The sequence below is a fragment of the Niallia oryzisoli genome (assembly GCF_043641075.1).
GTDB classification, from domain to species: Bacteria; Bacillota; Bacilli; order Bacillales; family Cytobacillaceae; genus Bacillus_BD; species Bacillus_BD oryzisoli_A.
Map to the genome: position 1 here is coordinate 226,649 of NZ_JBHZRC010000005.1, position 12,971 is coordinate 239,619.

General features: G+C 40.0%; 14 protein-coding genes. 5 read left to right on the plus strand and 9 right to left on the minus strand.

Annotated elements, in window-relative coordinates; all coding sequences use genetic code 11:
* Window positions 1–88: 88 nt before the first annotated feature.
* The 4 genes from ACHUFV_RS16620 (at window position 89) to paaX (ending at window position 4,194) form a co-directional block, all read left to right on the plus strand.
* Entirely contained in the window at window positions 89–964 is an 876-nt protein-coding gene (locus ACHUFV_RS16620; protein ID WP_394236060.1) for a 3-hydroxyacyl-CoA dehydrogenase, read from the plus strand.
* Window positions 961–2,166, plus strand: coding sequence for a thiolase family protein (locus ACHUFV_RS16625; RefSeq protein WP_394236062.1), 1,206 nt, complete (start codon window positions 961–963; stop codon window positions 2,164–2,166). Before ACHUFV_RS16620 ends, ACHUFV_RS16625 begins: the two co-directional genes overlap by 4 nt.
* A 252-nt stretch (window positions 2,167–2,418) precedes the next feature.
* Window positions 2,419–3,195, plus strand: a complete 777-nt coding sequence (locus tag ACHUFV_RS16630; protein ID WP_394236064.1) for an enoyl-CoA hydratase-related protein — start codon at window positions 2,419–2,421, stop codon at window positions 3,193–3,195.
* A 108-nt stretch (window positions 3,196–3,303) separates the two neighbouring features.
* A complete protein-coding gene (gene paaX / locus ACHUFV_RS16635; RefSeq protein ID WP_394236065.1) occupies window positions 3,304–4,194 on the plus strand; it encodes a phenylacetic acid degradation operon negative regulatory protein PaaX in 891 nt (296 codons plus the stop codon).
* 11 nt (window positions 4,195–4,205) lie between these two features.
* On the opposite strand, the gene ACHUFV_RS16640 is transcribed toward paaX, so the two are convergent.
* Window positions 4,206–4,733 carry a gamma carbonic anhydrase family protein gene (locus ACHUFV_RS16640; protein WP_394236067.1) on the minus strand — a complete coding sequence of 176 codons (528 nt, stop codon included), beginning with the start codon at window positions 4,731–4,733 and terminating at the stop codon, window positions 4,206–4,208.
* Between the two features lie 72 nt (window positions 4,734–4,805).
* Here ACHUFV_RS16640 and ACHUFV_RS16645 point away from each other — a divergent pair, with 72 nt between their 5' ends.
* A complete protein-coding gene (locus ACHUFV_RS16645) occupies window positions 4,806–5,771 on the plus strand; it encodes an NAD(P)H-dependent flavin oxidoreductase (RefSeq protein WP_394236069.1) in 966 nt (321 codons plus the stop codon).
* A 705-nt stretch (window positions 5,772–6,476) separates the two neighbouring features.
* Here ACHUFV_RS16645 and ACHUFV_RS16650 read toward each other — a convergent pair.
* The 8 genes from ACHUFV_RS16650 to thiS all read right to left on the minus strand — a co-directional run bounded on the left by ACHUFV_RS16650 (window position 6,477) and on the right by thiS (window position 12,801).
* On the minus strand, window positions 6,477–6,926 hold the full coding sequence (locus ACHUFV_RS16650) for a PaaI family thioesterase (protein WP_394236071.1): 450 nt from the start codon (window positions 6,924–6,926) through the stop codon (window positions 6,477–6,479).
* A gap of 23 nt (window positions 6,927–6,949) precedes the next feature.
* Window positions 6,950–8,503, minus strand: coding sequence for a solute symporter family protein (locus tag ACHUFV_RS16655; protein WP_394236073.1), 1,554 nt, complete (start codon window positions 8,501–8,503; stop codon window positions 6,950–6,952).
* Window positions 8,500–8,847, minus strand: coding sequence for a DUF485 domain-containing protein (locus ACHUFV_RS16660; RefSeq protein WP_394236075.1), 348 nt, complete (start codon window positions 8,845–8,847; stop codon window positions 8,500–8,502). Before ACHUFV_RS16660 ends, ACHUFV_RS16655 begins: the two co-directional genes overlap by 4 nt.
* Window positions 8,848–9,241: 394 nt before the next feature.
* Window positions 9,242–9,826 (minus strand): thiamine phosphate synthase, encoded by a 585-nt coding sequence (locus ACHUFV_RS16665; RefSeq protein WP_394236077.1) that lies wholly within the window; start codon window positions 9,824–9,826, stop codon window positions 9,242–9,244.
* Window positions 9,827–9,838: 12 nt separating this feature from the next.
* Window positions 9,839–10,993, minus strand: coding sequence for a 2-iminoacetate synthase ThiH (gene thiH / locus ACHUFV_RS16670; RefSeq protein ID WP_394236079.1), 1,155 nt, complete (start codon window positions 10,991–10,993; stop codon window positions 9,839–9,841).
* A gap of 7 nt (window positions 10,994–11,000) precedes the next feature.
* Complete coding sequence (locus ACHUFV_RS16675) at window positions 11,001–11,783, minus strand: thiazole synthase (protein WP_394236081.1); 783 nt, start codon at window positions 11,781–11,783, stop codon at window positions 11,001–11,003.
* Window positions 11,784–11,797: 14 nt separating this feature from the next.
* On the minus strand, window positions 11,798–12,601 hold the full coding sequence (gene thiF, locus ACHUFV_RS16680; protein WP_394236083.1) for a sulfur carrier protein ThiS adenylyltransferase ThiF: 804 nt from the start codon (window positions 12,599–12,601) through the stop codon (window positions 11,798–11,800).
* A gap of 5 nt (window positions 12,602–12,606) precedes the next feature.
* On the minus strand, window positions 12,607–12,801 hold the full coding sequence (thiS, locus tag ACHUFV_RS16685; RefSeq protein ID WP_394236085.1) for a sulfur carrier protein ThiS: 195 nt from the start codon (window positions 12,799–12,801) through the stop codon (window positions 12,607–12,609).
* Between the last annotated feature and the right edge of the window lie 170 nt (window positions 12,802–12,971).

Sequence of the window (12,971 nt, forward strand, 5' to 3'; positions counted from 1 at the left end):
AGAGAGTCTGTTCCTAATGAACGGCAGCTGCCGAATTCATTAGGTAACAGCCTCTCCTTTACATAATTGAAAGAGGGGCGTAAAACGTATGATTAATAATTTAGTAGTAGTAGGGTCCGGTGTGATGGGAAGAGGCATCGCATATGTCGCTGCAGTTGGCGGATTTCATACTACAATACATGATACAAATGAAAAGGCGTTAGAAAATGCACAAAGAGAACTATATCAAATTTTTGATAAAGGATTAGCACGAGGAAAAATGACGGCAGAACAAGTTGAAGCTGCGAAAGGTAATCTTTTCTTTGCATCGCAATTGAAAGAAGCAGCTAGTAATGCCGATCTTGTGATTGAGGCAGTTCCAGAGAAAGCAGAGATTAAGAGGGCTGTATTCGAATCATTAGAAGAAATTGTACCGGAGCATTGTTTATTCGCAACGAATACGTCCACAATGAGTCCAACAGAAATTGGATCGTATGGAAAACGTCCGGAAAATACAATCGCGATGCATTTCTTTAATCCTGTTCATAAAATGCCGCTTGTAGAAATTGTTCGCGGTCTTGAAACTAGTGATGAGACAGCACGGGTTATTAGAGAAGTAGCGGAGAAGATGGGAAAAGAAACGGTTGTCATTAATGAATTCCCTGGCTTTGTAACAAGTCGAATTTCTGCCCTTGTCGGAAATGAAGCGTTCTATATGCTGCAAGAAGGGTTAGGAACACCAGAAGAGATTGATAAGGCGATTAAATTAGGCTTGAACTATCCAATGGGTCCTTTTGAGCTAGTCGATTTAGTTGGATTGGACGCCCGTTTAAATAACCTGAAATATTTACATGAAAAATTAGGTGAAAAATATCGCCCAGCTCCATTACTGGAACAATATGTGAAGGCAGGACGCCTTGGACGTAAATCAGGTAAAGGTGTATATGATTACAGCGTGAAGGAAAAAGAGGTGGTAACAAAATGAGAGAAGTCGTAATCGTTGATGCGGTTCGTACGCCGATTGGCAGATATAAAGGTGTATTTAAAAATGTACGCCCGGATGATTTAGGTGCCATTGTGATTAAGGCTCTATTAGAAAGAAATCCTGCTTTACCAGCAGATGAAATTGAAGAGGTAGTATTAGGTAACGCCAACCAAGCAGGTGAAGATAACCGAAATGTAGCGAGAATGTCCGCTCTATTAGCAGGTCTGCCGATTACGGTTGGTGGCACAACAGTGAACCGTCTTTGTGGATCAGGTCTAGATGCAGTCATGTATGCAGCTAGAGCGATTGCAATTGGCGAAGGAGATATTTTCATTGCCGGTGGTACGGAAAGCATGACACGTGCTCCGCTTGTCATGGGAAAACCTGAAGTTGATTATCCACGCGGCTCAATGGAATTACAGGATACAACCATTGGGTGGAGATTTACAAACCCTGTATTAGAAGAAATGTATGGCGCTGAAACGATGCCTAAAACAGCTGAAAATGTGGCGCAGGATTATAAAATTTCACGCGATGCCCAAGACCAGTTTGCTTTTGAAAGCCAGCAAAGGGCCAAAAAGGCGATGGAAGAAAATCGCTTTGAAGATGAAATTGTACCGGTCGTTATTAAGGATCGTAAAGGAAATGAAATCGTTATTGATAAGGATGAACATCCGCGACCAGATACGACAGTAGAAAAATTGGGTAAACTTCGACCAATTTTTGAAGGTGGTACAGTGACGGCGGGAAATGCATCTGGTGTCAATGATGGGGCTTCTGTTCTATTGCTAATGAGCGCTGAGAAAGCAAAAGAATTAGGCTTAAAACCGTTAGTCAAATATGTTGTTGGTGCAACTGCAGGCCTAGAACCAAGAGTCATGGGACTTGGACCAATATATGCTTCAAGAAAAGCACTGCAAAGAGCGAATTTGTCTGCTCAGGATTTAGGGTTGATTGAATTAAATGAGGCCTTTGCTTCACAGTCGCTTGAGTGTATGCGTCAATTAGAGTTAGATCCATCAAAGGTTAACGTCAATGGTGGAGCAATTGCATTCGGCCATCCGCTGGGTGCAAGCGGTGCGAGAATTTTAACAACATTAATTCATGAAATGAAAAAACGGGATGTTCAATATGGACTTGCAACGATGTGTATCGGAGTAGGTCAAGGCATAGCCGCAATCGTTGAAAATATTGCTGACTAATTCAACTTCATTCAGCAGAAATCCCTCACTTCTGTAAGTGGGGGGGTGAATGCAAAAAAGTTCTCCGATTCAGTGGGGGTGCAAACCCCTGCTGAATGAAGTTAAGCCTCCGGCGGATGTCTCGGATTCTTTTGGGGTAATTTATCGAGCGAGCTCGATAAAAATCCGGACGCAAATTCGACGGGCGAATTTGATATCCCTTATTTGGCTGATGCCGGATAAGGGTATTTTTATAGGAAGGGGTTTTAGAAAATGTCAAAAGTGTTATACAGTGTTGAAAATCATATTGCGTTAGTTACGATCAATCGTGCAGAGGTGCTAAACTGCTTTGATTATGATACATTACACCAACTAGCTGAAATTGTAGATAGGATTGAATTGGATCCAGAGGTTCGAGTGGTTATATTTACCGGGGCTGGTGAAAAAGCGTTCAGTGCAGGGGCGGATTTGAAGGAACGCAAAACTTTGTCACAGCAAGAGGTCCGTAGAAATGTGAAGGCCATTCGTGATGTGTTTAATCATATCGCTGAGCTTCCGCAGCCAACCATTGCAGCTGTGAATGGTCATGCATTAGGAGGAGGCTTTGAATTAATCCTAGCATGTGATTTCTCCATCTCTGTTCCAACAGCAAAAGTAGGTCTTACAGAGACAAGCTGGGCCATTATTCCAGGTGCAGGTGGAACGCAACGCTTGCCGCGACTAATCGGGGAAATGAAAGCAAAAGAACTTATTTTTACCGCTAAAAAGCTTACTGCTCAGGAAGCCTATGACTTGGGGATTATTACAAGGGTCGTAAATAATGAGAATGTCGTAGATGCATGTATAGCCTTTGCGGGTGAAATGTTGAAAAATGGTCCAGTGGCATTAAAGCAGGCAAAGTATGCCATTCATCAAGGGATGAATGTTGATATCCAGACGGGCTTAGCGATTGAATCGAAGGCGTATGAACTAACGATTCCAACAGAAGATAGACTTGAGGCTTTAGCAGCGTTCAGTGAAAAAAGAAATCCTGTTTTTATAGGGAAATAGTAGTTGCCAGATTATTAAAAAATTAGATATGATTAGAGTAAGTCTAAAGCGTATGGATAACATGTAAAGAGTAGGATTATGCGCTGAAATAAGAAAAGAGTGATGTAATTGAGTAAAACGCAATCATTGATCCTAACACTATATGGTGATTACATACGCCATTATGGAAATAAGATTTGGATTGGAAGCTTAATTCAGCTTCTAAAGCCGTTTGATCACAATGAGCAGGCTGTACGTGTAGCCGTTTCACGAATGATGAAGCAAGGACTGCTGCAATCGGAACGAAAAGGGAATAAAAGCTATTATAAGCTTACTGAAAGAGGAGTAAGCCGTGTAGATGAAGCAGCGAGAAGAATCTACAAACTGGATCCGCATGAATGGGATGGCAAGTGGAGAGTTGTCATGTATAACATTCCTGAGGAAAAAAGACAGGTCCGTGATGATTTTCGAAAAGAGCTGCAATGGAGCGGTTTTGGGAACCTTTCGAATGGTTGCTGGATATCGCCTAATAACTTTGAAAAAGAGATCCACTTGCTTATTAGTAAATATAAAATAGAAGAATATGTTCAGCTTTTTCTTTCTAAGCATATTGGACCTCAGCCAGATGACCATTTAGTGCAGAAATGCTGGCCGCTAGATGAAATCGGGGAAAAATATGAAGAATTTATTGATTCTTATAGTAAAAAGTTTATTGTTCATCAAAGTGTGATACAAAGCGGTGAAATGTCGGATGAAGAATGTTTTATTGAAAGAACTAATTTAGTTCATGTGTATCGCAAATTCTTATTTGTTGATCCATTTCTTCCGAAGGAGCTATTACCCGAACGGTGGATTGGGAATCATGCGGCATTATTATTTAATCAATATTATAAAATTCTTTCAGAGCCGGCCATAAGGTTCTTTGAGGATATTTTTCAGGAAGAAAATGATTTAGGAATGAAAGAAAACTACAACGAGGAAGAATCCTCCTTGATTAGTTATCATGAACCAACAACCTAGGACAAATTGTCCTAGGATTTTAGAGTTTCTTTTAGAGTTTCATTGTATATGTAGCTTTTCTCGACGTAGGTATCAATGGATAATTGAATAAGCTCTAAATCAGAATCATTTAGTTCTCGTACCACTTTTCCTGGTGAGCCTATTACAAGGGAACGAGGCGGGATTACTTTACCAGCTGGTATCAGTGAATTTGCACCAATGATACATTCTTCACCAATTACTGCGCCATCTAAAATGGTAGATCCCATCCCGATGATACATCTTTTTTTAATCGTACAACCATGAAGAACAACATTGTGACCGACAGTCACCTCGTCTTCAACAATGACTGGGGCGCCATCATATAAATGAATCGTAGAATTATCTTGAATGCTGCAGCGGTCTCCAATAATGATGCTGTCCTCGTCACCGCGTAAAACAGCATTGAACCAGATAGAGGTCTCTTTACCGACCGTAACGTCTCCTATTAAATGAGAGCCTGGGGCTATGAATGCGGTGCTGTGAACGACTGGCTTTTTGTCTTGAAATGGGATAAGCATTGTAGAATCTCCTTTTTAATTTTTATAATTTTCATATAATTATATCATACTATAAGGATAAGGTGGATTGAAATGAACTCTATATGTGAACAGCTATCGATAAAATATCCGATTATACAAGGAGGAATGGGGAATATCAGTCATGCAGCGCTAACTGCTGCAGTATCAGAAGCAGGCGGACTCGGTACAATCGGCTGTGGGACCATGAGTCCTCAAGAAGTAGAAAATATTATTTTGGAAACAAAAGAAAAGACAAAACGACCATTTGCGCTAAATATTGCCATTACGGTAAGCCCCTATGCTTCGGAATTGATACAGTTAGCCATTACACATCATATACCTGTTGTGTCCTTATCTGCAGGTAATCCAGCTCCATTCATCCCGGTGCTGCATCAGAATGGAATTAAAGTAATTGCGGTGGTAGCCTCTGTGAAACACGCTCAAAAGGCAGAAGCAGCAGGAGCTGATCTGTTGGCAGCTGAAGGGTTTGAGGCAGCTGGGATTAATTCCAATCTTGAGCTAACTACCTTTACGTTAATCCCACAGATTGCAAATGCTGTATCGATTCCAGTCATTGCAGCAGGAGGCATTGGTGATGGAAAAGGGCTTGCTGCAGCTCTTATGCTTGGGGCTAGCGGAGTTCAAATGGGGACTCGTCTAATTGCGACAAAGGAAGCGCAGTTACATGATCATTATAAAGAAAAAATAATCCAGGCAAGCGACACAGATACACGAATCATTGGACGGTCTGTCGGACGGGTAAGACGTGTCCTGCAAGCGGGATATACAGAAAAAATCAGACAAGCGGAGAATGATGGTTTAAGCTTAGAAGAGTTTAATCGAATGACATCTGAAGACTATCATATTAAGGGTGCTGTATACGGGGATTTGGAGAATGGCTATATTAATAGCGGACAAATTGCCGGCCTTGTGACAACCATACCAACGGTAGAAGAACTATTTACTAGTATGGTAGAAGAAGCAATGGAACGAATGGACCATGGTCTTCGTAATTTGTCTGCTTTGAATAAACGGTAATTTTATAAGAAAAGGAGGACCGATTGCCATAATAACGGGTTCTCTTTAAGGGTGCAAAACAGTAAATCGCAATGCAAAAAGGGTGCGAAATCACAGTGATTTCGCACCTATTTTTGAATTTTCAATGTTTTTAATAATTTATCATGCAAAATCACATAGAAAATCGCTTAGCAAATAAAAACTTGCGAATAGATATTATCCATTCGTGTATTTTGTTGCTAAATGATAGGCTAAAAGCATGTTCATATATGGATAAAATAAAGGAATAAATAAAGAATTGAATCTTCGGACAGAAGAAATCGAAATATTATCGGATGTGTCCGAAGTCAGGGCAACTTCGGACAGAAGAAATCGAAATATCCTCGGATGTGTCCGAAGTCAGGGCAACTTCGGAAAGAAGAAATCGAAATATCCTCGGATGTGTCCGAAGTCAGGGCAACTTCGGAAAGAAGAAATCGAAATATTATCGGATGTGTCCGAAGTCAGGGCAACTTCGGACAGAAGAAAGCAAAATACTATCGTATGTGTCCGAAGTCAGGGCAACTTCGGACAGAAGAAAGCAAAATACTATCGGATGTGTCCGAAGTCTAAAATTAAGAAAAGACATGGCATTCTTATCCATGCTTTTTCTTACGTTATTTATTTATTTATTTTTTGCACCTAAAAAGAGAACCCGTTATTGCGATAACGGGTTCTCTTTTTAGATTAGTTTTCTACCGGAACAAAATAAGTATTTTTGCGATAGGCTAATGCTTCCATAGAAGCTAAAAGCTCACCGTTGCTTTCTACCTGGATTTTATACCATGAAGTACGATTGTTTTTCTTTTCTTCAACTGCAGTAGCCTTTAATCGGGATCCCTTCATCCCAGCTGCCATGAAATTAACTGTCGTATTCAAACCAACAGCGGTTTTTCCATATGAATTACAAGCAGCGGCAAATACATAATCCGCTAAAGCAAAGATAATCGCTCCGTGTACGGTTCCATGTGTGTTTAACATATGGTCTTGTATGTCTAGTTCAGCTGTTGCTGTTCCTTCTCCAAGCTCAAGAAGTTTAATCCCAAGGAATTGTGCATAGGGCTCCTGCTCGAAATGCTCAAAAATTTCATCATAATATTTCTGATGTATTTGTTGCTCTGTTAAATTTGTAATCATGCTAGTCGCCACCTTTACTTATATTAATGTTCCTCGGGTGCGCTTATTCCAAAGCCTGTATTTGATTTAAACAAAACCTCTTCAAAGCGGCCTGTAGAAGCACTCTTCTTAGATGATAGGACTGTTCCAAGATAGGCTCCGATGAATCCTAGTGGAACTGTTACGATTGTTGGATTTGCTAATGGAAATAACGGGTCTCCTGTTAAAATGGCTGCACCAGCCTCAGGATTCCATACATTTGGGCTCAATAAAACAAGGATAACAGAGCTGATTAATCCAATTACCATTCCTGTTACAGCGCCAGTTGAGTTGAACCGCTTCCAATAGATTGTCAACAACATGACTGGAAGGTTTGCACTTGCTGCAATCCCCAAAGCTAAAACGGATAAAAACGCTACGTTTAAGTTCTGGGCTGCTAATGCTAAGAGAATAGATGTAACTGCTACTGCAACAGAGGCAATACGTGCAACCTTCATTTGTTGCTTTTCCGTGATGTTACCTTTTTTAATGATTTGTCCATATATATCATGGGCGAAGGCAGATGCTGATGTTAATACAAGTGCTGAAACAACAGCGAGAATAGTCGCAAACGCAACGGCTGAGATGAAAGCAAATAGGAAATCGCCTCCAACTGATAGCGCTAACATTGGTGCTGCCATATTTCCAGAAGGATTAGCTGCTACGATATTATCCCAGCCTACAAATGCGGTAGCTCCAAATCCTAGAAAGACTACCATAAGGAAAAATGCACCAATAAACCATGTAGAATAGAAAACTGATTTTCTAGCAGTTACTGCATCTTTTACTGTGAAAAAGCGGATAAGCAGATGTGGTAATCCAGCGACTCCAAGAACAAGTGCCATGTTAAGGGAAATCATATCCAAACCATTACTGTACTTGTTGCCTGGGTTTGCTAATTCAGCTCCAAATGGGCTTGCCGTTTTAATCTGCTGGAACATTTGAATGATGCTGAAATCAAATTTAGCAAAAACTAAAAAGGTTAAAACAAACGATCCGCCAAGCAGAAGTACTGCTTTTATGATTTGAACCCAGCTTGTTGCTGTCATTCCTCCGAAAATTACATAGATCGTCATCAAAATCCCGACAATGACAACGGCGATCCAATAATCGATGCCCAGCATTAAACTAATCAGTCCGCCTCCGCCAACCAATTGGGCGATCATATAAAAAATAGAAATGACGAGTGTGCTGGCAGCTGCTGTACCGCGAACTTTGTCAGAAGGAAAACGAGACGTAATCATATCAGCTAGTGTGTATTTTCCTAAGTTCCGCATAGGTTCAGCAACTAAATACATTAAAAATAGAAAACCTAGTAGATTTCCGATACTCATATAAAATCCATCAAAGCCAATTAACGAAATCGCGCCTGTAATTCCTAAAAAGGAAGCGGCAGACATGAAATCACCCGCTACAGCTAAACCATTTTGAGTAGCAGTAAGTCCTCCTCCAGCTGTATAAAAATCACTAGTGCTCTTGGTCTTTTTTGAAGAGAGGTAAGTAATAACTAAGGTTAATAAGATGATTCCTACGAAAAGCAGGATAGAAAGAACGCTCATTCACCTAGCTCCTTTCTATATTTTTGTAAAATTGCTTTAGATAAGTTATCATACTTTTCTGACTTCTTAACATAAATAAATCCACAAATCCAGACGACTAAGAACTGCATGGATGCAAACAACCAAGCGCCTGTAATCGGGCCGATAACTTCCGTATGTAATACTTTCGTGTATGCAGCCAATAATGGTAAAGAAAAGTAAAAAATGAGGAAGAATACCGTTGTTGGAATAATAAATGATTTTTTTCTTTTTACTAATTCCTCAAATTCATTTGTTTTGATCAAGCTGTGATAAGGTATACCTTGTTGATCAGATTGTTCCTCAAGAAGTATCGATTGTTTCATAAAACATCTCCTCGCTTCATAACTATTTTATTTTTACAAATAATACTTATGTTATGTTCATGGATGTAGAATCGTTTAAAATTAGATAGATACCTATTTTATCGGTTCGCCCTCCTTGTTTTAATAATAAATCACTTTTTGAACGAAAGGATATAAAAGTGTTATACGTATACGAATATATCATACATATAATTGGAAGTAAATAATATTTTTAATTATTTGAATAGTGAAAATGTTGGGTTGTAAATAGATGATCTCTTTTGTTAAAGCGGTTACTAAAAAGTGGATATATCAAATAGTAGGAATGTGTTAAAAATCAAGTTATATACATAATTAAAAAGACCAAAGAACATAATACGTTCCTTGGTCTTTCTTCTAAAGAAAGTCAACTGCTTCAAATGCTAAATTGTTGCGCTAGTTCAACCGGTGTAGGACTGGTCATTGCCTCTGACATGATACAAAATCCCTTAGCACCTGCTGCTAGTATTTCTTTTACATGATGGCGTTGTATTCCGCCAATGGCAAATACCGGAATATTAACCGAAGCACTTACCTCTTTTAGAAAGGAGAGTCCCCTTGGAGGAACTCCTTTTTTACTATCTGTAGAATAGATATGCCCTGCAATTAGGTGGGTAGCTCCTAATGAAACAGCTTCTTTTGCCTCCTCAACTGAATGGACGGAAGCACCAATCCTCCTAAAGGTTTGTAAATCACGTTGGTAGTTTCTTAGATTTGTCATTGATAATTGTATATCTACTAGGCCAAGCTTAGCCGCGACAGAAATGTTTTGATTAATGATCAGTGGAACATTGTGTTGATCACAGATGTCCTTCACTTGAAGGGCTAAACATTCATATTCATCAAGCTCTATATCTTTTTCTCTAAGCATGATGGCATGCGGCTGGCCCATAGCTAATTGATTGATTTGTGCTAAAAAGTCATGGTTACAGAGTTTCCGATTGGTCACATAAATCAGCATTATACGGTCCGCCTAGACTCTAATATAGTCTGTATAGACCGGCTGCAGCCCTTTTTGTACAAGCATGTCGTGAACTTCTTTGACGCTTCTTTCATCGGAAATCTCAAACTGCTTGTCGCCTTTTTGCTCCTCTTCATGACCGCCTACGCCAACATTCACACCTGCGGACATTTTCGTCGCCACCATGCCTGCAACATGGTCACGGAATCCTGCCCTTTCGCGGGTAGAAATCGTAATTCCCGCAAATGGCATAAATAAGCGGTAAGCCATCATCACCTGTAAAAGCTGCTTTTCGTGCACATCCTTTGAATTATTATCGGCATTGTTGATATATGGACGTATCCGTGGAACGGAAAAGCCAATCTCTGCATGCGGATATTTTTGCTGTATTAACTTTGCGTGCAACCCAGCGGCAAAGGCATCCTTGCGAAAATCATCAAGTCCTAATAATGCACCAAAGGAAACACCGCGCATTCCGCCTAATAATGCCCGCTCCTGCGCATAGAAACGGTAGGGGTAAATTCGTTTCGATCCCCATAAATGAACCTGTTCATATTTATCTGGATTGTAGGTTTCCTGATAAACTGATACAAAGTCAGCACCGCATTCATGCAGGTACGCATATTCGTCGACGTTTAAAGGATAGATTTCAATTCCGACTGTCTTAAAGTATTTGGCAGCAAGCTTAATCGTCTTCCCGATATATTCAACATCTGATTTATAGCGGGATTCACCGGTAAGAAGTAAAATCTCCTCTAATCCTGTAGCGGCAATTGCTTTTAATTCATCTTCCGCTTCATTAGGGTTAAGGACAGCACGCTGAATTTTATTGGTTGCTTTGAACCCACAATAGACACATTCATTTTCACAATAATTAGCAATATATAATGGAGTAAAAAGGGTGATGCTGTTGCCAAAATGCTTCTTGGTTTCCGCCATTCCCTTGCGAGCTATTTCTTCTAAGTATGGCAGCGCGGCAGGGGAGAGAAGCACACCGAAGTCCTCCAATGACAGATGGTCTTTGGCTAGCACCCTCTCAACATCCTGTCCTGTATAAAGACTATAATCATATGTTTCTACCGTTTTTAACACCCTGTCCATTAAATCAGATTGGATGATTTCCATTCCTTCCTGATACTGCATATGGTCAACTCTTTTTTTAGCCATTTCTCAATCAATCCTCCAAAAATCCTGTTAATGGACTAGATGCTTCAGCTTTAAAATCTAGCACTCTTCCTAAACCAGCTAAATAGGCTTCACGTCCTGCTTTGATTGCTTGCTTAAAAGCACTTGCCATCATGGACACATTGTTTGCTGTGGCAACAGCTGTATTACACATAACGGCAGCAGCACCCATTTCCATGGCTTCGCAGGCTTGGGATGGACGTCCGATACCGGCATCGACAATAATAGGTAAGTCGATTTCATCTACTAGAATTTGAATGAATTCCTTTGTACACAGACCTTTATTGCTACCAATCGGTGCACCTAAAGGCATAACCGCAGCAGCACCGGCATTAACTAGCGCTCTTGCAGTATATAAATCAGGGTACATATAAGGCATTACAATAAAACCTTCTTTAGCCAGCATTTCGGTTGCTTTAACCGTTTCTTGATTATCAGGCAATAAGTATTTGGAATCAGAAATAACCTCTAATTTAATAAAATCTCCACAGCCCAACTCCCTGGAAAGACGGGCGATTCTTACTGCTTCCTCTGCTGTTCTTGCACCGGAAGTATTCGGTAGCAGCGTAATGTTTTTGGGAATATAATCAACGATATTTTCTTCGCCGCCTGTATTCGCTCGTCTAAGGGCCAGCGTGACAATTTCAGCTTCTCCGTGTTCAATTACGGCTTTCATAAAATCGAGTGAGAATTTACCTGAACCTAGAATAAAACGGGAATGGAACTCGTGTCCGCCAATCGTTAATGTATCTTTTAATAATGTTTCTTTCATCTGAAAAATCCTCCTTATACTTCCTCTTGTCCTAATAGCAATCGTAGAATCATATTTGCTTGATGCCCGGCGCAAATTTGCACTCGTGGTGCCATTAACCCACTGCCGATCCTTGCTTCATTTTCTAGATCTCCACATACATATAATTGTTTCATCAGTCTTCTTGTTTGGATTAAATTCGAGCTGTCAAAGCCTGCCATTCCGGATCCGGATACGATTTTACAACCGGGGAGCTGCTCCAATGCCGTATTCACCAGCATGGCCTTGGCATCCGGTTTGTCGAAGGCTTCACAAATGACATCGTAGCCTTCAAAAAGCTCCTTCACATTTTCTTCTGAAATTTTAGCGTCTCTTGTCTCGATTGTAATAAATGGATTAATTTCTTCTAGCTGCTCCTTGAGTGCGGCTGTCTTTGGCATTCCCAGATGTCGAACGTAATAGCTTTGCCGGTTAAGATTACTAGGCTCAACAATATCAAAATCAACTAGAAATAGATGTCCAACCCCGATTCTCGCCAGCATAACCGAAATATTAGAACCAAGACCGCCTAAACCGGCGATGGCGACCTTTCCTTTTTTTACCCTTTGATGGACATAGGGAGTATGCCTGGCCATCATCATGCTTTCTAATTCCTCTTCATCAGGCATGACGCCTTTTCGAATAATAGAAAGAATGTCATTCTCAGCTAAGGGTGAATCTTGATTGATTTGAAATCCGTTTAAAATAACGATATCTTCAGGATTTCCTATACTTTCTCTTACTTGAAATGCGGTCTGATAAGTCGTTTCCTGTTCCTTTCCATTGATGATTATTTTCATGTTGATCAGCCTCCTCCTACAAATCTAACAATTTCTAATGTATCCTCTTCTTTTAGAATGACATTCTTATATTCTGCTTTCGGAACAATATTTCCATTGCATTCAACTGCTATTTTTGTTAAATCAAAGTTTCGTAGCGTTAAATAGTCATACAAACTTTGTTCTTCCTCTAATGCGACAAAAGACCCGTTTACCTTCATTTTTTTACACTTCCTTTCAATTTTTCCACAAAAAAAAGCACAAAAAGGGTAACACCCTTTCGGTGGTGCTCCCCATTTTGTGCTTGCTTTATTTTATTAATTGGTTAAATTATATAAGAGTCTTGCAATTTCGTCAATTGGAGATTTGCCTATTGAATGTAAAAAGAAAA